Here is a 23781-nt window from a genome sequence, read left to right as displayed (position 1 = left end):
ATTCGACCTGACCCTGTCAAGGCGCTCGGCCCGCCCAGGGTTCACCGCCTATGCCGCAATGCGGAAGAAAGAATGCTGCTATGCAAACAAGAGCATGGACGCTGGCATCTGGCATACATAGATTGTTCCCAGAAATGAGACAGCAAGACTGACTGTTCTCAAGAAAGGGATTTCCGATGTCCAAGACCGCTTCCGTCGCTCTTGCGCCCTCCTCCTCGCTGTTCGCCCGCCTGATGGCCGCGATCGACGGCTTGCTGCTGGCGAGCGCCGAAATCTCCAATCGCAACGGGGACTTGCCGCGTTTCGGCCTGTAAGAAGGCCTTCGCTCCCGCACCGAACGGGCGACGGCACAGAAGCCAAAAACACGTTGTTTGACCAAATGGCCCCGCTTGTCGGGGCCATTTCTGTTTGGTAGCGCCCTCCCTCGCAGGCGAGCGGAACTGCGACGATTAGTCCGCCGAGGCCAACCGACGATTCCGGTTGTTTGTCTACTGGCATTTCGCATACCATCCATTCAAACAAGAATGGTTGCACGATTCAAAAGTGTAAGGACGGGGAAGCGTAACGCAGGACGGAAGGCCGAGTGGCCATGTTTGCCGCGCCTTGGCGAAGCCTTAGCCGAAAGATGCGGATGCCGCGCGTTATCCCTGCTCATACAGTTTCTATCGGGACTGCCATGGGTGCTAGACCGCAAGGGTAAACCCGGGGCATGTGACTCGGGATGGGCTGACGCAAGCCGACAAAGAGCGGCTGCGTTGAGGGTTCGACAGGGAGTGAACAAGATGAAGCCATTCGTTCTGAATGTCGCGTTGGCGGCAATGGTGATGTCGTGCGCGAGCAGCACCGCAAGCCGTGCCGCCTGGGAGCCGGTCCGTCCGGTCGAGTTCATCGTGCCCGCGGGTACCGGAGGCGGCGCCGACCAGATGGCGCGCACCATCCAGGGCATCGTCACCAAGCACAATCTGATGAAGCAGCCGCTGGTCGTCATCAACAAGGCCGGCGGCGCAGGCGGTGAAGGCTTCCTCGATGTGAAGACGTCGGCGAACAATCCGCACAAGATCATCATCACGCTGTCGAACCTGTTCACGACGCCGCTGGCGACGGGCATCCCCTTCAACTGGAAGGATTTGACTCCGGTCGCGATGCTCGCGCTCGACGAGTTCGTGCTCTGGGTCAATGCCGAGAAGCCGTACAGCTCCGTCAAGGACTATGTTGAGGCCGCGAAGAAGGCACCAAGCGGCACGTTCAAGATGGGCGGCACCGGGTCCAAGCAGGAAGACCAGATCATCACGGTCGGGATCGAGAAGGCCATCGACGCCAAGTTCACCTACATTCCCTACAAGGGCGGCGGCGAAGTCGCGGTGCAGCTGGTCGGCAACCACGTCGATTCGACCGTCAACAACCCGATCGAGGCGGTCGCGCAATGGCGCGGCGGCAAGCTCCGTCCGCTCTGCGTGTTCGACGCCCAGCCGATGGCCTATGACGAGCCGATCGCCGACGGCAAGGCCTGGAAGGATATTCCGACCTGCAAGTCGCAGGGCCTTGCGATGGAATATCTCATGCTGCGCGGCATCTTCATGTCGCCCAAGGCCACGAAGGACCAGGTCGAATATTACGTCGAGCTGTTCAAGAAGGTGCGCGCCACGCCGGAATGGCAGGAGTTCATGAAGAGCGGCGCCTTCAACACGACCTTCCTGACCGGCGCCGATTACGCCAAGTGGATCGAGGCGGAGGAGAAGCGGCACGAAAGCCTGATGAAGGAAGCCGGCTTCCTCGCATCGAATTGAGCCTGGCATCGATGACGGCCGAGGATGCTGCGCGTCCTCGCGCCGGCAGCGACTGCGAAAGACTGCATTTCCGCCTGGAGGCCTCATGACTGAACGATCCCGAGCCGAATCCGGCCCCGCCCACAAGACGCTGGAAATCGGCATGGGGCTGCTGATCGGCGTGTTCGGCCTCATCGTGATCTTCGGCAGCCTCAAGGCCGGCATCAATTGGGGCCCGGAGGGGCCGCGCGCCGGATTTTTCCCGTTCTATATCGGCGCGGCCATCGTCGCGGCGAGTGCGATCAACGTCTGGAACGCGCAGCGCGACGACGACGGACGGTTGTTCGCCGAATGGGGGCAGCTGCGCCAGGTCATGAGCGTCGTGGTGCCGACCGCCATCTACGTCGGCACAATGCCGTTCATCGGCCTTTACGTCGGCTCGATGCTCTTCATCGCCTGGTTCATGCGCTGGCTCGGCGGCTATCGCTGGCTGACCGTCGCAGCGGTGGCGGTCGGCATGCCGGTCGTGACTTACCTCGTTTTCGAGCGCTGGTTCCTCGTCCCTCTGCCCAAGGGGCCGCTCGAGGAATGGCTCGGCCTGTGAGACCCATCCACCCATTCAATTGCTGCTGCAGGACGTTTTGACATGGAAGAGTTGGCCAATCTGTTTCACGGCTTCGCGGTCGCCCTGCAGCCCTACAACATCATGCTGATGGTGATCGGCATCACGCTCGGCGTCCTCATCGGCGTGCTGCCGGGGCTCGGGGGCGCCAACGGCGTCGCGATCCTGCTTCCGCTGACCTTCAGCATGCCGCCGACATCGGCCATCATCATGCTGTCCTGCATCTATTGGGGCGCATTGTTCGGGGGAGCCATCACCTCGATCCTGTTCAACATCCCTGGCGAGCCATGGTCGGTGGCGACCACCTTCGACGGCTATCCGATGGCCCAGCAGGGCAAGCCCGGCGAGGCCCTGACGGCGGCCTTTACCTCCTCCTTCGTCGGCGCGCTGTTTGCCGTCGTCATGATCACGCTGGTTGCGCCGCTCGTCGCGGGCTTTGCGCTTCGATTTGGGCCGGCGGAGAAGTTCGCGGTGTATTTCCTCGCCTTCTGCTCCTTCGTCGGCCTCAGCAAGGAGCCGCCGTTCAAGACCATCGCCGCAATGATGATCGGCTTTGCGCTCGCGGCCGTCGGACTGGACTCGATCACCGGACAATTGCGGCTGACCTTCGGCATCACCGAACTGCTCAACGGCTTCGACTTCCTGATCGCCGTGATCGGCCTGTTCGGCATCGGCGAAATCCTGCTGACCATGGAGGAAGGGCTCGCCTTCCGCGGCGGCAAAGCCAGCATCAACCTTCGTGTCGTGCTCCAGACCTGGCGCGAGTTGCCCGCCTATTGGATGACATCGCTGCGGTCCTGCCTGATCGGCTGCTGGATGGGCGTCACCCCGGCCGGCGCGACGCCTGCTTCCTTCATGAGCTACGGCATCGCCAAGCGGCTGGCGCGACGCGGCAACAATTTCGGCAAGGGCGAGATCGAGGGCGTGATCGCGCCGGAGACGGCCGCACATGCCGCCGGCACCGCGGCGCTGCTGCCGATGCTGTCGCTCGGCGTGCCGGGCTCGCCGACCGCCGCCGTGCTGCTCGGCGGCCTCTTGATCTGGGGCCTGCAGCCTGGCCCGATGCTGTTCGTCGAGCAGAAGGAATTCGTCTGGGGCCTGATCGCCTCGATGTATCTCGGCAATCTCGTCGGGCTCATCGTCGTACTCACCTGCGTGCCGATCTTCGCCGCGATCCTGCGCGTACCCTTCGGCATCATCGCGCCGTTGATCCTGGTGCTCTGCGCGATCGGCGCCTATTCGGTGCACAACAGCACCTTCGACGTGATGCTGATGTTGGTGTTCGGCGTGATCGGCTATCTCCTGAAGAAGTGCAATTACCCGCTCGCGCCGCTGGTGCTCGCCATCGTGCTCGGCGACAAGGCCGAGGAAGCCTTCCGACAATCGCTGCTGGGCTCGCAAGGATCGCTCGGGGTGTTCTTCTCCAACGGCCTCGTCAGCACCATCATGGCGCTCGGCTTGGTCGCCCTGTTCTGGTCCGCGATCCAGGAAGGCTACAGCCGGCTGCGCACGTCGATGGCGTGAGGCGGGATCTGCGCAATCCGCATCGGTACCGACGCCAAATTGCCGCACTCCAGACTTCTGGAATATAGAATTCCAGAGATTGCGCCGTCCCCCCGCCGACGGCGCCTCGGCGCACGCGACCAATGCAGGCCTGCAAGAACGCCAAGTGCATAGGCTTTCAACAACGCCCCGCGACGTCGCCGATCTGAGATAAAGCGCTGTAAAAACAGCCTCTTAGCTTTAATCAACTGCAATCGCCGCCATCACGCCGACGCGATCGGGCTTTACATTTCCGCGCTCATAGCGCATGTGAACAAGCCCGCGCTATTTCGCCGCACCCTCCCGTCCTCGCTTGAATCTTGGCATATTGCATACCAGAGTGCGCGCCAGCGCATGCATAAAAATGATGGGCGCGTTTGGGAGGGTTTTTGATGACGGACATGGTGCAGTCGGCAGCAGCGGCCCCGAGTGCCGCGCGCGTAAGCGATGCCTATCGCTGGGCGCAATTGGCGATCGGTGTGGCGGCGATGGTGATGATCGCCAACTACCAATATGGCTGGACGTTCTTCGTCCCCGACATCCAGAAGACGTTCGGCTGGGATCGTGCCTCGATCCAATGGGCCTTCACGCTCTTCGTGTTGTTCGAGACCTGGCTGGTGCCGGTTGAAGGATGGTTCGTCGACAAATACGGCCCGCGCATCGTGGTGCTGGTCGGCGGCGTGCTCTGCGCTATCGGCTGGGCGATCAACGCGCAGGCGACCTCGCTGAACGGCTACTATCTCGGCATGATCATCGCAGGCATCGGCGCCGGCGGCGTCTACGGCACCTGCGTCGGCAACGCGCTGAAATGGTTTCCGGACAAGCGCGGTCTTGCGGCCGGCATCACGGCGGCCGGCTTCGGGGCAGGCTCCGCGCTGACCGTGGCGCCGATCCAGGCCATGATCAAGGACAGCGGATTCCAGACCACCTTCCTCTATTTCGGCCTCGGGCAAGGCATCATCATCTGCCTCCTCGCCTTCTTCCTGCTCGCGCCGAAAGCGGGCCAGGTGCCGCACGTGGTGGCGAATGCCAATATCATCCAGACCCGGCGCAACTATCAGCCGACCGAAGTGCTGCGCCAGCCGATCTTCTGGCTGATGTACTTCATGTTCGTGATCGTCGGCGCGGGTGGACTGATGGTCACCGCGAACCTGAAGCCGATCGCGGTTGACTGGAAGGTCGACAGCGTCCCTGTGACGCTGATGGCGGTGACGATGACGGCGGTGACCTTCGCCGCCACGATCGACCGCGTGCTCAACGGCCTGACGCGTCCGTTCTTCGGCTGGATCTCCGACATGATCGGCCGCGAGAACACGATGTTCATCGCCTTCGGCATGGAAGGGTTCGGCATCTGGATGCTCTACCTCTGGGGTCACGATCCGGTCTGGTTCGTGCTGCTCTCGGGCTTCGTGTTCTTCGCCTGGGGTGAGATCTACTCGCTATTCCCCTCGACCTGCACCGACACGTTCGGCACCAAGTTCGCGACCACCAATGCCGGCCTGCTCTACACCGCGAAGGGCACCGCCGCGCTGCTGGTGCCGATCGCCAACTACATGCAGCAGACATCGGGGACCTGGGACAGCGTGTTCATCATCGCGGCCGGCGCCAACATCCTGGCTTCGGTGCTGGCGATCGCGGTGCTCAAGCCCTGGCGCAAGATCGTGGTCGCGAAATCGACGATCTGACCGGCGATACAATTCAGCAAGCACGACGCCCGGCCTCACGGCCGGGCGTTTTTCTTTGGCGATCGTCGCATCGCCTCGCCGGGGCGCGGGCGGAGCCACCAAGAAGTGACAAGTTAGGGCTTGCAATCTGGAATATCGTATACCAATCTCCGCGTCGCGCCTGCGACGATAAGCCACAATACTCGCGACACCAGGTCGTCTTGCGATCCTGTGTCACGGACAATCAGGCGCTGGGAGGTTCTCGATGATTTCCAGCCCGGACGGCGCCGTCACCGCCGCGCCGCTTCGCACCGGTTTCCGCTGGCTCCAGCTCGGCATGGGCATCGTCTGCATGGCGATGATCGCCAATCTGCAATATGGCTGGACGCTGTTCGTCGATCCAATCGATGCCGCCCACCACTGGGGGCGCACCGCGATCCAGCTCGCCTTCACCATCTTCGTCGTCACCGAGACCTGGCTGGTGCCGGTCGAGGCCTGGTTCGTCGACAAATACGGCCCGCGCATCGTCATCATGTTCGGCGGCGTGATGATCGCACTGTCCTGGATCCTCGACGCCTCCGCTGACAGCCTCACCCTGCTCTATGCGGCGGCGATCGTCGGCGGCATGGGCGCGGGTGCCGTGTACGGCACCTGCGTCGGCAACGCGCTGAAATGGTTTCCCGACCGCCGCGGCCTCGCGGCGGGCGCGACCGCCGCCGGCTTCGGCGCAGGGGCCGCGATCACCATCGTGCCGATCGCGAGCATGATCGCCTCGAGCGGCTATCAGCACGCCTTCCTCACCTTCGGCATCGCCCAGGGCCTCGTCGTGTTCGTGCTCGCCTTCTTCATCCAGCCGCCGCGCCTCTCCATTCCGCCGAAGAAGAAGCAGATCAACCTGCCGCAGACCAGGATCGATTTCACCCCGCCGCAAGTGCTGCGCAGCCCTGTTTTCTGGGCGATGTATCTCGTCTTCGTCATGGTCGCTTCCGGCGGACTGATGACTGCGGCGCAGATCGCCCCGATCGCACACGACTTCAAGATCGCCGACAAGCCGGTGACGCTCGCCGGCTTCCAGATGGCGGCGCTGACCTTCGCGATCTCGCTCGACCGCATCTTCGACGGATTCGGGCGACCCTTCTTCGGCTGGGTCTCCGACACGATCGGCCGCGAGCCCACCATGTTCATCGCCTTCGGCACCGCGGCCTTGATGCTGCTGACGCTCTCGGCCTATGGCCAGGTGCCTGTCGTCTTCGTGCTGGCCACCGCGGTTTATTTCGGCGTGTTCGGCGAGATCTATTCGCTGTTCCCCGCGACCTGCGGCGACACCTTCGGTGCGAAGTTCGCAACCACCAACAACGGCATGCTCTACACCGCGAAGGGCACGGCCTCCCTGCTCGTCCCGCTCGCGAGCGTGATCTCGACCGCCTATGGCTGGAAGGCCGTATTCGTGGTGGCGGTGGCGCTGAACGCCACGGCGGCGCTGATGGCGCTGCTCGTGATCAAGCCGCTGCGCCGCGCCTTCATCCTCGGCCAGGAAGCCGAGCGCACGGAGACCGCAAGCGGAACCGCCAAGACCGAGACGGCGTAAGGCGCCGCACCTTGCCGGCTTGCGAAGGGGCGCAGCGATGCGCCCCTTTCTTTTTGGGGCACGGCGATAATGTCAGTACGCCTGTCGCAAGATTTTTCGGATCCGCCAAATCCAGCGCTTGACGATTGGCATTATGTATACCACACTTCCTCACCACTCACCCAGGGAGGTTGCAATGCTGGTCGGAGACATTCTGCGCAAGAAGACGCCGCGCGTTGTCACGGTGCGTATGAACGAAACGGTGGGGATCGCGGCCAAGCTGATGCGCGCCAACAATATCAGCGCGCTGGTGGTCAAGGATGTGGTCCGCTCCGAGGGCAACACCGCGGTCGGCATGTTCACCGAGCGCGACGTGGTGCGCGCCGTCGCCGAGCACGGCGCGGGCGCCGTCAACGTCAAAGTCTCCCAGCTGGTCTCGGTGCAGCAGCTGGTGTCCTGCACCTCCACCGACACGATCGAGCACGTCCGGCATCTGATGAACCGTCATCATATCCGCCATCTGCCCGTGATCGACGATTACAGCCTCGTCTCCGTCATCAGCATGCGCGACATCGCCGCGGCGATGGACGAGGCGCTCAACGGCACGCCGCAAGCGGCGGCTTAAAGCATGATCCGGAAAAGCGCGCAGCGGTTTTCCGACAAGATCATGCTCAAACAATAGACTAAAGCGCATCGCGCTTTAGAGCGGCAAAACTTCCCCCTGCGACTGCCGGCCCCGGCTCGGATCCTTCCGAGCCGGACCGGATCTTTCGTCCCAAAATCCGTCTCTGCTCGCGAGGATTTCATGAAGATCTGCATCTACGGCGCCGGCGCGATCGGCGGATATCTCGGGGTTCAGCTCGCGCGCGCGGGCGCCGACGTCAGCCTGATCGCACGCGGCGCGCACCTTGCCGCCATGCGCGAGCGCGGCCTGACACTGCTCGCGGGCGAGGAAAAGCACACCGTTCATCCGCGCTGCACCGATGACCCCACCGAGCTCGGCGTGCAGGACTTCATCATCATCACGCTGAAGGCCCATTCGATCACCGGCGTAATTGAAAAGATGCAGCCGCTGCTCGGGCCTCACACCCGCATCGTCACCGCCGTCAACGGCATTCCCTATTGGTACTTCTACAAGCACGGCGGCCAATACGAGAACTCGACGCTGGAGAGCATCGATCCCGGCGGCCGGCAGTGGGGTGAGCTGGGGGCCGAGCGCGCCATCGGCTGCATCGTCTATCCCGCCACCGAGATCGAGGCGCCCGGCGTGATCCGCCACGTCTACGGCAACAACTTTCCGCTCGGCGAGCCCTCGGGCGAGATCACCTCCGACGTGCAGCGCCTCGCCGATCTCTTCGCCGCCGCCGGCCTGAAGGCTCCCGTGCTCGACCGCATCCGCGACGAGATCTGGTTGAAGCTTTGGGGCAATGTCTGCTTCAACCCGATCAGCGCGCTGACCCACGCCACGCTCGACGTGATCTGCACCGATCCCGCCACGCGCGCGCTGTCGCGCGCGATCATGGTGGAGACGCAAGCCATCGCCGAGACCTTCGGCGTCAAGTTCCGCGTCGACGTCGAGCGCCGCATCGAGGGGGCGCGCAAGGTTGGCGCGCACAAGACCTCGATGCTGCAGGATCTCGAGCGCGGCCGCCCGATGGAGATCGATCCGCTCGTCACCGTGGTGCAGGAGATGGGCCGGCTCACCGGCATCGCCACGCCCGCGCTCGATTCGGTGCTGGCCATGGTGACGCAGCGCGCCCGCATCGCCGGCCTCTATGACGGCGTCTCGACACCGGCTGATTCGCGCGCACTGGCGGTTGCGTGATGACGAGCGTGACCAAATGGCTGCGCTTCCGCCATGCCGGGACGACGGGCTTCGGCACGCTGACGTCCTCCGGCATCACCGTGCACGAGGGCGACATGTTCGGTCGCAACGCCGCAACGGGCAAGATTTTGGCGCTCTCGGAGGTCGAGCTGCTTGCGCCCTGCGTGCCCAGCAAGATCGTCGCGCTCTGGAATAATTTCCACGCGCTCGCGGCCAAGCTGAACCAGCCTGAACCGCCGGAGCCGCTGTACCTGCTCAAGGCCACCACCAGCATCGCCGCACCCGGCGCCGTGATCCGCCGCCCCTCTTATTACGACGGCAAGACCACCTATGAGGGCGAGCTCGGCATTGTCATCGGCAGGACCTGCGCCCGTGTCTCGCCAGATGAGGCCGACGGCTTCATCTTCGGCTACACCTGCGTCAACGACATTACCGCCAACGACATCCTGACGCGCGACCCCACCTTCGCCCAATGGGCCCGCGCCAAGGGCATCGACGATTACGGCCCGTTCGGCCCCGTGATCGCGACCGGTCTCGATCCGGCAAAACTCACGGTTCGCACCATCCTCAACGGCGCGGAGCGGCAGAACTACCCGATCTCGGACATGATCTTCAGCGCGCAGGAGCTGGTGAGCAGGATCTCGCACGACATGACCCTCTCGCCCGGCGACCTCATCGCGGTCGGCACCTCGATCGGCGTCGGCGTGATGAAGGAGCCCGTGAACACGGTGACCGTCGCGATCGACGGCATCGGCGAGCTCACCAACGAATTTCGGCTGTAGACTTTTTCGCCGCCGCAGAGCAGCAAAATTGATCTGGCGCAAACCCGCCGTCGCGGCCAAGGCTACCCTCCCGGCAAGAGATTGATTTCTGATGCAAGGGAGGACGCACATGTCGAATGCCGGCAACGCACTGCTGTGGACCGTGCTGTACTTCGCTCTCTCGTTCGCCGCGATCTTCGTGGTCTGGTTCGCCGATAGGATTCGGTCGAACTTGCTCGGGAAGCGATAGCCCCAGGGCACGTTGCTTCGTCCTAGCGCTGGCGGCTGGCCTGGGTGCAAGCGGGCCGGCACAGGGACGTGGGCGCCACCTCGCATCTTCCCGCAGCGCCTGGCGTTGACGGAATCCCGGTGCTGCGCGCTCCCGGCAAGCCCAGCGGGCCCCCGTCGGCACCAAGGGTCGGTCGCGCTCCGAAACATCCAGACACATCACATCTTCGCGCGCCCGAGCAATGCCGCCAACATGTCCCGTGCGCGCCGCAACTTGGACGCATTCGGCCGCCCTTTTGGGAGGCGTGTCTGGGGGCACGGCATGACCGTGTTTGGACCAAACCTTCTAGGGGTATCACTGTGAAGAAGATTGTATTTGCTCTGGGTGCCACGCTTGCTTTTGCGACGGCTGCAAACGCTGCGGATCTGCCGCGCCGGCAGCCGGTGCCAGCCTATCCGGGCGAGCAGGCGCCAATCGGCAAGATGCCGATCGGCAAGAGCCCGATTGGAAAGGCCCCGATCGGCAAGGCGCCGGGCCCGGTCGCCGCGCGCTACTGACGCGCAGCGAAATACGCGTCAGACATTTGCGCTCGATGGTCGAGGGGGAATAGCGTGACGAACAAAGCTGGTCGATCGGGATCCTGCATCCTCGCGGGCTTCGCTCTTGCAGCTATGCTCTCATGCACGACGCCCTCGGCCTCGGCCCATGAGACCGACAAGCAGACCGACAAGCAGACCAACAGGCGCGTTGCCGATGCGAACGCGCTTGCTACGACCGACACTGCCTCGCGGCCACAGCCGCAATCGACGCGGCGCTCGGTCGCGCGGGCGGAGAAAGGCCCCTATTACGTCGACTTCCGCGCCCGCACGGCTGCGAGCTGGGGCCATGCCTTCGTCTGGTACGGCAAGACCAGCGAGAAGGCCGTCGAGGTTGCGGGCCTGACGCCGGCGGGCGATACGCTCGCTTACGTGCTCGGTCACATCACCTTTGTGCCATCCGAGACCGGCGCCAGCTACGGCGATCTCGATCCGGAATATCTGACCGCGAGCTATCGGGTCTATCTCAACGAAGCCGACGCCAAGCGCGTGTTCGCCTACATCAAGGAGTTGCAGGCCAGCTCTCCAGTCTGGAATGCCGAGACCATAAACTGTACCGGCTTCATCGGCGACATCGCGGAGTTCATGGGATTGAAGGTCCCCCATCGCTGGCAGCGCCCGGAAAACTTCGTCAACAGCCTCAAGGAAATGAACGGCGGGCGCCAGATGGTGCGGCTGTCGGCGAAGTAGCTCTTCGCCCCATACTCGGTGTCATTGCCCGCGGAGGCGGGCAATCCAGTATTCCAGAGACTGCGAGGGTAGAGCCGAGAGGTCGCGGCGTACTGGATACCCCGCCTTCGCGGGGTATGACGGCCGAGTTTGAGGAAAGAGCTTGCCCTCATCAGGCAGCAGCGCACCCCAATTATCCGCCCCGCGGAATCTCCTCGCCTTCCGCATGGTCGCCCCGCCGGGCGGCGCAATAGACTTTTCCCACCCCCAGCGGCATCCTGCCGCCATCAACCGAGAACAAAGCGCCACGCGGGGCGCGGGGGAAACAGATCATGTTGCAGACACGGTTCACTAAGCTCTTCGGCGTCCAGCACCCGATCGTTCAGGGCGGCATGCAATGGGTCGGACGCGCCGAGCTGGTCGCCGCGGTCGCCAATGCCGGCGCGCTCGGCTTCATCACCGCGCTGACCCAGCCGACGCCGGAGGACCTGACCAAGGAGATCGCGCGCTGCCGCGACCTCACGGACAAGCCGTTCGGCGTCAACCTCACCATCCTGCCGGCGATCAAGCCGCCGCCCTATGCCGAGTACCGCGCCGCGATCATCGAGAGCGGCATCAAGGTGGTCGAGACCGCCGGCAACAAGCCGCAGGAGCATGTCGACGAGTTCAAAAAGCACGGCGTCAAGGTCGTGCACAAATGCACCAGCGTCCGCCACGCGCTCTCGGCCGAGCGGATGGGCGTCGACGCCATCTCGATCGACGGCTTCGAATGCGCCGGCCATCCCGGCGAGGACGACACGCCCGGCCTGATCCTGATCCCGGCCGCCGCCGACAAGATCAAGATTCCGATGATCGCCTCGGGCGGCTTTGCCGATGGCCGCGGCCTGGTCGCGGCGCTGGCGCTGGGAGCCGAGGGCATCAACATGGGCACCCGTTTCATGGCCACCAAGGAGAGCCCGATCCATCAGCTCATCAAGGAGAAGATCGTCGCCAATGACGAGCGCGAGACCGAGCTGATCTTCCGCACCATGCGCAACACCTCGCGCGTGGCCAAGAACGCGGTCTCGACCAAGGTCGTCGCGATGGAGAAGGAAGGCGCCAAGTTCGAGGACATCCGCGAGCTCGTCGCCGGTGCCCGCGGCAAGATGGTCTATGCCACCGGCAATTCCGACGAAGGCATCTGGTCGGCCGGCCAGGTGCAGGGCCTGATCCAGGACATCCCGAGCTGTGCCGAGCTCGTCTCCCGCATCGTGCGCGAGGCGGAGGCGATCATTCGCAGCCGGCTCGAGGGGATGATCGTTCAGTCACAACGCGAAGCGGCGGAATAATCACTGCAAGACGTGAGAGTATTGCATGAAAGCCTACGTCTACGGCCCTGAAGGCGCGGGGATTTCCGACGTCGCTCAACCAAAGCCCAAAGGCACGCAGGTGCTCGTCCGCGTTCGCGCCTGCGGCCTCAATCGCGCCGACACCGGCATGCGCAAGGGCCACGCCCATGGCGCGGCCGGCGGCGTCGGCACCGTGCTGGGCATGGAATGGGCCGGTGAGGTCGCCGAGCTCGGGCCCGATGCGAAGGGCGTGAAGATCGGCGACCGCATCATGGGATCGGGCGGCGCGGCGTTCGCCGAATATACGCTGGCCGATCACGGCCGGCTGCTCCACACGCCGTCGAACATGAATTTCGAGGAGGCCGCCACCCTCCCCGTCGCGCTCGCGACCATGCACAACGCCGTCGTCACGATCGGCGGGGTGCAGGCTGGCCAGAGCGTGCTGGTCCAGGGTGCGAGCTCCGGCGTCGGGCTGATGGCAATGCAGATCGCCCGGCTCAAGGGCGCGAAGCTGGTGATCGGCTCGTCCACCGACGCGTATCGCCGCGGCCGGCTGAAGGAGTATGGCGCCGACCTCGCCGTCGACAGCTCCGATCCGAAATGGGTCGACGAGGCGCTGAAGGCGACGAACGGCGAAGGCGTCGACCTCGTCGTCGACCAGGTCTCGGGCAAGGTCGCCAACCAGAACCTCGCCGCGACGAAGATCAAGGGCCGCATCGTCAATGTCGGCCGCCTCGGCGGCACCCATGCCGACTTCAATTTCGACCTGCACGCGGCCCGCCGCATCGACTATGTCGGCGTCACCTTCCGTACCCGTACCATCGAGGAGGTCCGCGAGATCTTTGCCCAGGTCCGCAGGGACATCTGGGGCGCGGTGGAATCGCGCAAGCTGCAACTGCCGATCGACAAGGTGTTCGCGTTCGACGACATCGACAAGGCGTTCGAGCACATGGAAGCGAACAAGCATCTGGGGAAGATCGTGGTGACGGTGCCGTAGGGCGCCGGCAGCGGCCCGGTAGGGTGGGCAAAGCGAAGCGTGCCCACGATCTGCATCCATCGCGGACGAATGGTGGGCACGGCGCTAACGCGCCTTTGCCCACCCTACGGGGCCGGAGCAAGGCGTAGACCGCTCCTGCAACTCACTAGCGACTACATCCTGTGGATCATCGCTTGATGTCCCACACGGGGCTGCTAAATCCCCGCCCATGACCTCCCAGCATGACAAAACCTCGGTCGCGGCCATCTCGATCTTCGCCAGCGGCGGCATGGCGGCGGCCAAGTTCGCGGTCGGGATCGCGATCGGCTCGCTGGCGCTGATCTCGGAAGCTCTGCATTCCCTGATCGACCTGGTTGCGACCATCATCACCTGGGCGGTGGTGCGGGTGTCCGACAAGCCCGCCGACGAGGAGCACCATTACGGCCACGGCAAGCTGGAAAGCATCTCCGCGCTCGGCGTCACCGCCCTGCTCTACGTGCTGGCTGGGGGCATCCTGGTTGAGGCCTATAGCCGGCTGCGCGAGGGAACCCCGCCGCCGACCATCTCGGCCGTGCCGTTCGTGGTGCTGGTGATCGATATCGCCGTCAATCTCTGGCGCGCCCGCGCCCTGCACCATGCCGCGCGGGAGACCAGAAGCCAGGCCTTGGCGGCCGACGCGCTGCATTTCGCCTCGGACGTGATGGGCTCCTGCGCCGTGATCGTGGGCCTGATCCTGGCCGGGCTCGGCTTCTGGTGGGGCGACACCGCGGCGGCCGCAGCGGTTGCCGTGATGATCGCAGCGCTCGGCCTGCGCATGGCCGGCTCGACCGTGCAGACGCTGGTCGATCGCGCTCCCGAAGGCGCGCAGGAGAAGGCCAAAGCGGCGATCCGCAGCGTGCCCGGCGTGATCGACGTCGAACGCTTGCGCGTGCGCATGGTCGGAGCGACCACGTTCATCGACACTATCGCGAAGGTGCCGCGGACCTATCCGATCGACCGGGTCGAGGACATCAAGCGCAACGCGCAGGCCGCCGTCGCCAAGGCTTTCGGCGATGCCGACCTTACCTTCGCCGCAGTGCCCGTCGCGCGCGACAACGAGACCGTGCGCGACCGCATCATGGTGATCGCGCGCAATTCCGCCCTCGCCGTCCACCACGTCACGGTGCACGATCTCGGCGTCAAGCTGATCGTCAGCATCGACCTCGAGGTCGATGCCAACATGCAGCTCGAGGCCGCGCACGACATCGCCAACACGCTGGAGCGCAACATCCAGGAGGAGTTCGGCGAGGACGTCGAGGTCGACGTTCACATCGAGCCGCTGGAACCGGAACTTCCGTTCGGGGTCGATGCCACGCCGGACCGGGTGCGGACCATCGCCGCCGCGCTGACGGAATATGCCGCCGGCAGCGAGATCCACGACATCCACAATGTGCGGGTCCGCAACACCGACGCCGGCGAGATCGTCAACTTCCACTGCCGCGCAACACCGTCGATGAGCGTGATCAAGGTGCACGAGCATGTCGACGCGATCGAGCGTGCGTTGCGGCGCGCGTTCCCGAGCGTGAAGCGCGTCATCAGCCACGCCGAGCCGCCGCGGGCGTGATGAAGAATGCGCGACGAGTCACACGTTCTCGTTTCGGACTCGCTGCACCCGTGCCTTTGCGGACGCGCGACGCACAAACTGCGTGTTGGATAAGAATAATTTCGCGTTAACGATTCGTTGACTCTCGACAGCCCGCGAAAACTGGATTCAAATCGCTGTGATTCGGAAGTGACGTGGGGCTGCTTCCGGAACTCGTTTTTCAGGGGGCCGAAGGCATGTCGCGTGCAGACGCCGCGAACGCGTGCGTCCAATCCGATTCGATCAAGGGATTGGCGCAATCGATCGCGAAACCTGCCTATCATCGGCTGTTGATCGCGGAGCCGGCGCTGCGTCGCGCCGTGCCGACGCTCATCATCGCCTTCCTGATCACGATCTGCCTCGGTGCCTTCGTGCAGGTGGTCGATCAGACGCGCCAGAAGCGGCTGGTGATCCGCCACGACATATCGGCCCTCGCCGACCTGCTCGCCGAGCGCATCGATCGCCTCTCCTCGGTTCGGCAGGAGCGGCTCAAGAACATCGAGAGCCTGCCGACGCTGCTGCCCGATCTCATTCCGTCCTGGGCCACGGCTTCGGGCCGCCACGTCATCGTTACCTCCGCCGGCATCGACCGCCGCATCCTTGCCCGCATCCCGGCCGACAGCGACCCCTCGGGCAACGATCGCCTGCTGGATGCGATCACGACCGCGCAGCTGATCGCGGCGCCGCCACGCGATGCCAGCGTCTCCGACATGACGCTGCCGAGCGGCAATGCGGCGATGGCGACCTCCCGACAGATCAAGTCACTGCCAGGCTTCGTCACCGTGATCCAGGAGCGCAACGAGCCGATCTGGGGCTCGGACGCCGCGCTCTCGGTGACGCTGTCGGCGACCACGGGCTTCGTCGTCCTGATCCTGGGCTTCGCCTTCCACTGGCAGTCCACCCGCGCCCGCGAAGGCGATCTCATCAACGACGCGGTGCGCGGCCGGATCGACACCGCGCTCAACCGCGGCCGCTGCGGGCTGTGGGACTGGGACCTGTCGCGCGGCCGGATCTTCTGGTCGCAATCGATGTTCTCGATGCTCGGCCTCGACGGCCGCCACGAGCTCCTCACCTTCGGCGAGGTCAATGCGCTGGTGAAGTCCGACGACATCGACCTGTTCGAGATCGCCGACCAGCTCATCTCCGAGAAGATCGACCACATCGACCAGACCTTCCGCATGCAGCATGTCGACGGCCACTGGATCTGGCTTCGCGTCCGCTGCGAGAAGACGCGCGGGGCGACCGATTCCAGCGTGCACCTGATCGGGATCGCGGTCGACATCACCGAGCAGAAGAGCCTCGCCGAAAAGACCGTGGAAGCCGACCTCCGCCTGCGCGACGCGATCGAGACCATTCCGGAGGCCTTCGTGCTGTGGGATGCGAGCGACCGCCTGGTGCTCTGCAACTCGCACTTCCAGCGCCTGCACAAGCTGCCCGACAGCGCCGTCATCCCCGGCACCTCCTACGAGACCGTGCTCGAAGTCGGCCGCATGCCGGAGGTGCGCACCCGCCACAACGAGACCGCGGCCCAGGGCCCGGGGGCGCGCACCTTCGAGGCGCAGCTCGACGACGGCAGCTGGCTGCACATCAGCGAGCGCCGCACCAAGGACGGCGGCTACGTCTCGGTCGGCACCGACATCACCCGCATCAAGGAGCACGAGCAGAAGCTGGTCGACAACGATCTGCGCCTGCGCGCCACCGTCATCGACCTCAAGCGCTCGCAGGCCGCGCTGGAGCGCCAGGCGGTCGAGCTCGCCGACCTCGCCGAGAAGTACCAGCGCGAGAAGACCCGCGCCGAGGAAGCCAACCAGACCAAGTCGAAATTCCTCGCCAATATGAGCCACGAGCTGCGCACGCCGCTCAATGCCATCATTGGCTTCTCCGAGATCATGGGGTCGGGCATGTTCGGCGAGCTCGGCAGCGAGAAGTACCAGGAATATTGCCAGGACATCCTGACCAGCGGCCATTATCTGCTCGAGGTCATCAACGACATCCTCGACATGTCCAAGATCGAGGCCGGCCGCATGAAGCTCGACATGGAAGAGCTCGACCTCGCGCAGACACTCGCCGAATCCTTGCGGGTCGTCACCGGCCGCGCACAGGACAAGCACCTGACGCTCGATGCCGACATCGCAAAATCCATCTCGGTCGTCGCCGACCGCCGCGCCACCAAGCAGATCATCGTCAACCTGCTCTCCAACGCCGTGAAGTTCACGCCGGACGGCGGACGCGTCGTGGTGCGCAGCCGGCAGCTCGACGACAGGATCGTGCTGATGATCGCCGACACCGGCATCGGCATCGCACCGCATTCGCTGGCGCGGCTCGGGCGCCCCTTCGAGCAGGTCGAGAGCCAGCTCACCAAGACCTATCACGGCTCGGGCCTCGGCCTTGCCATCGCCCGCTCACTGGCGCAGCTCCACGGCGGCTCGATGCGCCTGCGCTCGAAGATCGACGTCGGCACCGTCGTGCGCGTGACCCTGCCGCGGGATGCGGTGAAGGCGGGATCGGGGATATCGGCTGCGGCTTAAAACCGCGAGCAACGATCGAGTCAGTTTCGATCTGGGATGCCCTTCTCCCCTTGTGGGAGAAGGTGGCGCGAAGCGCCGGATGAGGGGTGTCTATCCACGCGCAATACTTTCGGGAGGAGAGATACCCCTCACCCGTCTCGCCGCTACGCGGCGAGCCACCCTCTCCCACAAGGGGAGAGGGGAAGAAGAGCTCTCGGTTCACTCGGCTCAGCCAAAAGACCTTCCGCTTACGATTGCAGCGTCGGCGCGACTTCGCGCGCGACGTTGACCAGAGCCGCGATCAGTGGCGTCATGGGATCGCGCTGCGGGATCACCAGGCCGATGCTGTAATTGACTTCGGGGTCGACGATCGGGATCGACCGCACGGTGTCGGACAGGCCGAGTGTCTCGGCGAGCTTGGCCGGCATCACGCTCGCCCAGCGTCCGGTCTTGACGTGCGTGAACAGCACCAGCAGCGAGTTCGACGTCAACGTCGGTGTCGCCTCCGCGCCGACCGATCGCAATGCGCGGTCGATGATGCGGCGGTTCTGCATGTCTGGCGTCAAGAGGCACAGCGGCACCTGGCCGACCTCGGTCCAGGTCACCGTCTCGCGATCGCCGAACATCGCGTCCGGCGCGGTGAGCAGGCGATAGCTCTCGTTGTAGAGCGGGATGGTGCGCACCTTGCCGATCGGCTCGTTCTCGATATAGGTCAGCCCCGCATCGACCTCGAGATTTTCGAGCAGCCCCAGCACCTCGGACGAGGTGGTGGACTGGATGCGGAAGCGCACCTCCGGATGCTTGGCACGGAACGGCGTCGTCAGCGCGGCGACCATGCCGAGCACGGTCGGGACCGCCGCGATGCGGATCTCGCCGGAGAGCTGATGCTTCAGCCCGTTGATCTCGTCGCGCATCGCCCGGGCATCGCCCACGATCCGCCGCGCCCAGTCGAGCGCCCGCTCGCCTTCCGGCGTAAATCCCTGAAAGCGCGAGCCGCGTTGGACCAGCATCACGCCGAGAATTTCCTCGAGCTGCTTGAGCCCGGTCGACATCGTCGGTTGCGTCACGCCGCAGGCCTCGGCCGCGCGTCCGAAATGCCGCTCCTTCGCCAGCGCCAGCAATAGTTCAAGCTTGTCGATCAACCGGTCGTCCCCTCGGATTCCATCTTGGCATGCAAGTTAGCACGCCGGACCTGCACCAACACGTAAAAACCCGCAGCCGGTCCAACTTTCATGACCAATCCGTATCGCTCGATTGCGGTTGCAAATCGGTCCGAATCCGCAATCGCAGCTTCTGAGCGATGAGCTCGGTCACCGCGCTGAAGCAGGCTATGACCCTTCCAGCAGCGCCCTGAACACGCGCCGCACCTCGCTCTGCGTCTCCTTGACCCGCGCCTCCAGCGAGGAGAAATCCGGCGCGTCGCCGGCCCGCGCCATGACGCGTTGCAGGTCGGTGCCGGCGGTTTCAGGCTTGAAGCGCTCGCTGACGCAGAGCCGCAGGATCTGGGTGAGGTCGTGATAGAGCCGCGCCGCGGCCCGCAGGATCTCCGTCTCCGATTGTGCGAGCACGCCGATCCTGCAGGCGTTCTCCAGCACCTGCATGGTGCTGACGTCGAGAATCTCGGGCTTGTCGTGCGCGTGCACGAGCTGGAGATACTGCGCGAGGAAGTCGATATCGACCATGCCGCCGGCGGCATGCTTGAGATCCCAGCAATCGGCCTCGCCCTTCTCCTGCGCGATCGCGCGCCGCATGTCGGCGACGTCGTTGGCGGTGATGGCGGGATCGCGGCGGCGGGTCAGGACATCGCGGATGACGCGCTCGATCCGTTCCCGGAATTCGGGCGAAGCCGAGACCACGCGCGCACGCGTCAATGCCATGTGCTCCCAGGTCCAGGCTTCGTTCGCCTGGTAGTCCGCGAACGAGACGAGGCTCGAAGCCACCGGACCTGCGCGTCCCGAGGGCCGCAGCCGCATGTCGATCTCGTAGAGCACGCCGTAATTGGTGCGGGTCGTGAAGGCGCTGATCAGGCGCTGGGTGAAACGGGCGAAATAGTGTGCGCCGTGAAGCGATTTCACCCCGTCGGAGTCCGGATGGTCGCCGTCGAAATCATAGAGCAGGATCAGGTCGAGATCGGACGAGGCCGTCATCTCGCGGCTGCCGAGCCGGCCCATCGCGACGATCGCGGTCTCCTGACCCTTGATGCGGCCGTGCTGGGCGGCGAAGCGATCGGCGACGAGACCGTGCACGGTGTGGACGATTCCCTCCGCGACGTCGGCGAAGGCCGTGCTCGCCTGCTGCGCCGAGACGGTGCCGGAGAGGATGCGTGTGCCGATCAGGAACAGGCTCTCCTGCCCGAACAGGCGCAGGCGATCGAGGAACTCCTCGTATGAGCCGGCGTCCTGCACGGTGGTCGCGAGCCGCCCCGACAATTCCTGCCTGTCGGGCATGGCGCCGAAGAAGCGCGGATCGATCAGGCCGTCCATCAGCTGAGGCTGCCGCGCCAGCATGTCGCCGAGCCGCGGCGCGGCTCCCAGCACCAGCGCCACCAGCGCGACGAGATCGCGGTTCTGGCCGAGCAGCGTGATCAGCCGGCCGCCGCGCTGCAGCGCGCCGAGGAAATGATCGAACGAAACGACGGCGCGATCCGGCTCTTCGGCATGGGCAAGGCCGTCGATCAAGGCCGGCACGAACTCGACGAAGGCGCTTCGCGTCGCCTCAACGCGGAAGACGCGATAGTCGCCGGTGATCCAGTCGCGCACCGTCTGCGCGACCGCGGCGGGCTTCTTGAAGCCGAGCGTCGCGAGGTGCTGCAGCAGGCGCGGATCATCGGGGCCCGCACCGTAGTCGAGCGCCGGCAGCCTCGCCGTGCCGGTGGGGTCATCGCCCTCGAACAGTTTTTCGTAATGGCCCTGGACGATCTGGAGCTGGCGCAAGAGGTCGCGCGCAAAGGCCTCCCGAGTCCGATAGCCGAAGAACCACGCAAAGCGCTCGACCGCTTGCTTGTCCTCCGGCAGCGTGTGGGTTTGCTCGTCGGCGATCATCTGCAGGCGATGCTCGACACGGCGCAGGAATTCGTAGGCGGTCGCCAGCTCGTCACGCGCCGCCACAGTGATCCAGTTGCTGGCGGCGAGCACGTCAAGCGCCCGCAGTGTCGGCCGCACCCGCAATTCCGGATGGCGGCCGCCGGCAATCAATTGCTGGGTCTGCGCGAAGAATTCGATCTCGCGAATGCCGCCGCGTCCGACCTTGACGTTGTGGCCCTCGACCGCAACCTCGCTCTGGCCGCGATAGGTCTGCATCTGCCGCTTCATGTCGTGTACGTCGGCAAGTGCGGCAAAGTCGAGATGCTTGCGCCAGACGAACGGCCCGATCTCGGCGAGCAATGCCTCGCCCGCTTTTGAATCGCCGGCACAGGTCCGCGCCTTGATCATCGCGGCGCGCTCCCAGGTCCGCCCTTCCCGCTCGTAATAGTTCAGCGCGGCGTCCCGCGAGATCGCCACCTGCGTCGAGGACGGGTCGGGCCGCAGCCGCAAATCGACGCGGAAGACGTAACCATCATAGGTGCGCTGCTGCAGGATGCGCGCCATGCCTTGCGTCACGCGGACGAAGAACGGCTGCGGCTCGATATCGGGTGCGAGGGTCGTCGCATCGGGATCGAAGAACACGATGAGATCGATATCGCTGGAATAGTTCAGCTCGCCCGCACCCATCTTGCCCATCGCGAGCACGATCAGCCCGCAGCCCTCTTCGGGTGCCTCGGGATTGGGCGGTGAGAGCTTGCCGCGTGCGGCTTCCTGCCGCAGCAGATATTGCAGTGCCGCCTGCACCGAGGACACCGCGACATCGGTCAGCGCCGCCGTCACCCGCATCACCGGCCAGACACCGCCGATATCGCACAGCGCGATCAGGAGCGCAGCCTCAGCCTTCATGCGGCGGAGCAGCCGCATCACCTCGGCCTCCTCCGAAGCCGCGAGCACCGCGCTGCGCGCCTCCGCGATCAGCGCCGTCAGATGCGCATCCGGATCGCATTCGAGCAGCCGGATCAGGCGCAAGGCATCGGCGCGCACCAGTTCGAACAGATAGGGCGAGAATTCCGCAATCCCGGTCAGGATCTCGCGGGCGAAGGGATGGCCGAGATGCGTTTCGAGACGGGCCGATTGCGCCGGCTCGAGCTCGGCCAGCCAGCTTTCGAAACGGCGTTCGTCGGTTGCGGAAGCGGCAATATGGGGAGCCTCCGCGAAGCGTGCGGCCAGCCTCTCACCATGCTTGTCCGCGTTTCCCGGCGCGGAGTGGTTCATGCCACCTTCTGTGGCACATCCGGTGTTGGCGGAGCAACCCTGTCGCCGGCGCCCGCGCGCGCCGGCAGCACGAGCGTGGCGACGAGGCCGGGATGGGCATCGCCCAAGCGCAATTCGCCGCCGTGCAACGTCGCCACCGCCGAGGCGAGGCTGAGGCCGAGGCCCGAGCCCGGCAGCGTGCGACTGGCCTCCAGCCGCACGAATCGCTCGATGACGTGCTTGCGGTCGGCTTCGGGGATGCCGGGGCCGCGATCGGTGACGCTGAGCAGCACCTGGTCGCCCTCGCGCCTCGCCTCGATCGTGATTTGCCTCGCGTCCATGCTGACCACGGTTCCCGCCGGCTGTGCCGCGGGCTGGCCGTATTTGATCGCGTTCTCGACAAGATTGGCGAGCGCCTGGCTGATCAGCTCGCGATTGGCATGAACCGGCGTCGGCTCGCACTTGACCTTCAGGGTCATGCCGTCGTCCTCGGCGAGCGGCTCGTAGAGCTCGTGGATGCCCTCCGCGACCTCTGCGGCGTCGAAGTCGTCCATGTTGCCGCGCGCCTGTCCGGATTCCGCGCGCGCGATCATCAGCAGCGCGTTGAAGGTCCGGATCAGCCCGTCGGACTCCTCGATGGTCCGCTCCAGCGCGGCGCGATAATCCGCCTCGCAGCCTGATCTCGCCAGCGCCTCCTCGGCGCGATTGCGCAGCCGTGTCAGCGGCGTCTTGAGGTCGTGGGCGATGTTGTCGGAAACCTCCTTCAGTCCCGCCATCAGCGCCTCGATCCGCTCCAGCATGGCGTTGAGGTTCTCGGCGAGGCGATCGATCTCGTCGCCGCTGCGCCCCACCGGCAGGCGCTCGCTGAGATCGCCGGTCATGATCCGCTGCGCCGTGCCGGTCATCGCGTCGATGCGCCTCAGCACCCGCCGCGCGACGAAGATGCCGCCGCCGAGGCCGAGCACGACGACGATCAGGACCGAAAATTGCGCCGCCTTGGCGACGATGCCGAACAGGCGCCGCCGCTCGGCGAGGTCGCGGCCGATCAGAAGCCGGAAGCCGTTCTCCAATTCGGTGACGCGAACGAGCGCGCGATGATCGCGGTCATCGCTGTCCTCGATCCGCCGGTAGGCTGTCTCCGACCAGCCGCGCGTCGCCATAACGCCCGGCGCCAGCGAGCCGACATTGCCGGCGATCGCCTGGCCCGTCGGCGTGGTCACGAGATAGAGATTGGCGCCTGGCCGCAGCGCCCGATACTCGATCGTGCGCACGAGACCGACTAGGCCGCGGCGGTCGTAGATCTCGTTGATCTCCGAGGTCTCGGCATTGACGGTCTGCGTGATCTCCTCGGTGATCAGCCGCCGCGTATTCCAGGCGAAATAGGCCAGCAGCGAGGCCGCGAACATCGCGAACAGCAGCAGATAGACCAGCGTCAGCCGGAACGCCGTGGTGCGGACGAGTTTACCGAATGCCGTCACGGATCATGTACCCAGTTTCAACCACGCGCCTGCATCACGAGCATCGACACTCACGTATTTCGCTTTGTTTACAATAACATAGCCTTATAGATTGTCGCACCTGCGCCTAGGTCCCTTGTGGAACGAGCAACGCGAAAGGCATTCGTGACCACACGTGATAGGCGCACGCGGAACGTTAAAGGGGCACTCGATCGGAACCAAGTTAAATCCCCGCAAGCTCGGGCCATGCGGACACCGGACGGAGCCTGCGGGAGCAGTGATCCGCTGTGGGCCTCCCCTTCCGACCACGCTGAGGAACATCAGCCGTTACGGGCGGACGTCCTTGTCGAGGGCATCGCGCCATTGCGGTCAAA

The 23781-nt window shown here is 64.9% G+C and carries 18 protein-coding genes; 15 read left to right on the top strand and 3 right to left on the bottom strand.

From position 1 onward, the window contains the following. The first annotated feature begins 176 nt into the window (after positions 1 to 176). The 15 genes from I6F12_RS04925 (at position 177) to I6F12_RS04855 (ending at position 17694) form a co-directional block, all read left to right on the top strand. Positions 177 to 314: a hypothetical protein gene (locus I6F12_RS04925; protein ID WP_167361641.1), complete on the top strand. Its 138-nt coding sequence runs from the start codon at positions 177 to 179 to the stop codon at positions 312 to 314. 468 nt (positions 315 to 782) lie between these two features. Then, complete coding sequence (locus tag I6F12_RS04920) at positions 783 to 1787, top strand: tripartite tricarboxylate transporter substrate-binding protein (protein WP_036023325.1); 1005 nt, start codon at positions 783 to 785, stop codon at positions 1785 to 1787. Positions 1788 to 1872: 85 nt separating this feature from the next. Continuing rightward, positions 1873 to 2370 (top strand): tripartite tricarboxylate transporter TctB family protein, encoded by a 498-nt coding sequence (locus I6F12_RS04915; RefSeq protein WP_036005718.1) that lies wholly within the window; start codon positions 1873 to 1875, stop codon positions 2368 to 2370. 42 nt (positions 2371 to 2412) lie between these two features. Next, on the top strand, positions 2413 to 3912 hold the full coding sequence (locus tag I6F12_RS04910) for a tripartite tricarboxylate transporter permease (protein ID WP_036005721.1): 1500 nt from the start codon (positions 2413 to 2415) through the stop codon (positions 3910 to 3912). Between the two features lie 410 nt (positions 3913 to 4322). Continuing rightward, entirely contained in the window at positions 4323 to 5615 is a 1293-nt protein-coding gene (gene oxlT / locus I6F12_RS04905; RefSeq protein ID WP_057030074.1) for an oxalate/formate MFS antiporter, read from the top strand. Between the two features lie 244 nt (positions 5616 to 5859). Beyond that, positions 5860 to 7182, top strand: coding sequence for an oxalate/formate MFS antiporter (oxlT, locus tag I6F12_RS04900; RefSeq protein WP_225155622.1), 1323 nt, complete (start codon positions 5860 to 5862; stop codon positions 7180 to 7182). A gap of 175 nt (positions 7183 to 7357) precedes the next feature. Further along, complete coding sequence (locus I6F12_RS04895) at positions 7358 to 7786, top strand: CBS domain-containing protein (RefSeq protein ID WP_036005729.1); 429 nt, start codon at positions 7358 to 7360, stop codon at positions 7784 to 7786. Between the two features lie 180 nt (positions 7787 to 7966). After that, positions 7967 to 8986 (top strand): 2-dehydropantoate 2-reductase, encoded by a 1020-nt coding sequence (locus I6F12_RS04890; protein ID WP_225155621.1) that lies wholly within the window; start codon positions 7967 to 7969, stop codon positions 8984 to 8986. Further along, complete coding sequence (locus I6F12_RS04885) at positions 8986 to 9768, top strand: fumarylacetoacetate hydrolase family protein (protein WP_225144019.1); 783 nt, start codon at positions 8986 to 8988, stop codon at positions 9766 to 9768. The genes I6F12_RS04890 and I6F12_RS04885 overlap by 1 nt, the downstream gene beginning before the upstream one ends. Before the next feature lie 561 nt (positions 9769 to 10329). Next, entirely contained in the window at positions 10330 to 10533 is a 204-nt protein-coding gene (locus tag I6F12_RS04880) for a hypothetical protein (protein ID WP_109145865.1), read from the top strand. A gap of 54 nt (positions 10534 to 10587) precedes the next feature. Continuing rightward, positions 10588 to 11262, top strand: coding sequence for a hypothetical protein (locus I6F12_RS04875; protein ID WP_225155620.1), 675 nt, complete (start codon positions 10588 to 10590; stop codon positions 11260 to 11262). A 311-nt stretch (positions 11263 to 11573) separates the two neighbouring features. Continuing rightward, the gene (locus tag I6F12_RS04870; protein WP_225155619.1) at positions 11574 to 12569 is read left to right on the top strand and encodes a nitronate monooxygenase family protein; all 996 of its coding nucleotides are present in this window, start codon (positions 11574 to 11576) and stop codon (positions 12567 to 12569) included. Between the two features lie 25 nt (positions 12570 to 12594). Then, a complete protein-coding gene (locus I6F12_RS04865; RefSeq protein ID WP_036005742.1) occupies positions 12595 to 13566 on the top strand; it encodes a zinc-binding dehydrogenase in 972 nt (323 codons plus the stop codon). Positions 13567 to 13774: 208 nt separating this feature from the next. Beyond that, the gene (locus I6F12_RS04860) at positions 13775 to 15148 is read left to right on the top strand and encodes a cation-efflux pump (protein ID WP_036005745.1); all 1374 of its coding nucleotides are present in this window, start codon (positions 13775 to 13777) and stop codon (positions 15146 to 15148) included. A gap of 215 nt (positions 15149 to 15363) precedes the next feature. Then, on the top strand, positions 15364 to 17694 hold the full coding sequence (locus I6F12_RS04855; RefSeq protein ID WP_225155618.1) for a PAS domain-containing sensor histidine kinase: 2331 nt from the start codon (positions 15364 to 15366) through the stop codon (positions 17692 to 17694). A gap of 227 nt (positions 17695 to 17921) precedes the next feature. Here the strand turns inward: I6F12_RS04855 and I6F12_RS04850 are convergent, their stop codons facing one another. From I6F12_RS04850 to I6F12_RS04840, 3 genes are all read right to left on the bottom strand, one after another. Next, complete coding sequence (locus I6F12_RS04850) at positions 17922 to 18815, bottom strand: LysR family transcriptional regulator (RefSeq protein WP_036005748.1); 894 nt, start codon at positions 18813 to 18815, stop codon at positions 17922 to 17924. 186 nt (positions 18816 to 19001) lie between these two features. Beyond that, entirely contained in the window at positions 19002 to 21971 is a 2970-nt protein-coding gene (locus I6F12_RS04845) for a bifunctional [glutamine synthetase] adenylyltransferase/[glutamine synthetase]-adenylyl-L-tyrosine phosphorylase (RefSeq protein WP_225155617.1), read from the bottom strand. After that, the gene (locus I6F12_RS04840; RefSeq protein WP_036023279.1) at positions 21968 to 23428 is read right to left on the bottom strand and encodes an ATP-binding protein; all 1461 of its coding nucleotides are present in this window, start codon (positions 23426 to 23428) and stop codon (positions 21968 to 21970) included. The genes I6F12_RS04845 and I6F12_RS04840 overlap by 4 nt, the downstream gene beginning before the upstream one ends. Between the last annotated feature and the right edge of the window lie 353 nt (positions 23429 to 23781).

It is taken from the genome of Bradyrhizobium sp. IC4059, from assembly GCF_020193615.1.
GTDB classification, from domain to species: domain Bacteria; phylum Pseudomonadota; class Alphaproteobacteria; order Rhizobiales; family Xanthobacteraceae; genus Bradyrhizobium; species Bradyrhizobium yuanmingense.
Note: the sequence above shows the minus strand (reverse complement) of the source record. Positions and strands in the feature narration are given on the sequence as shown.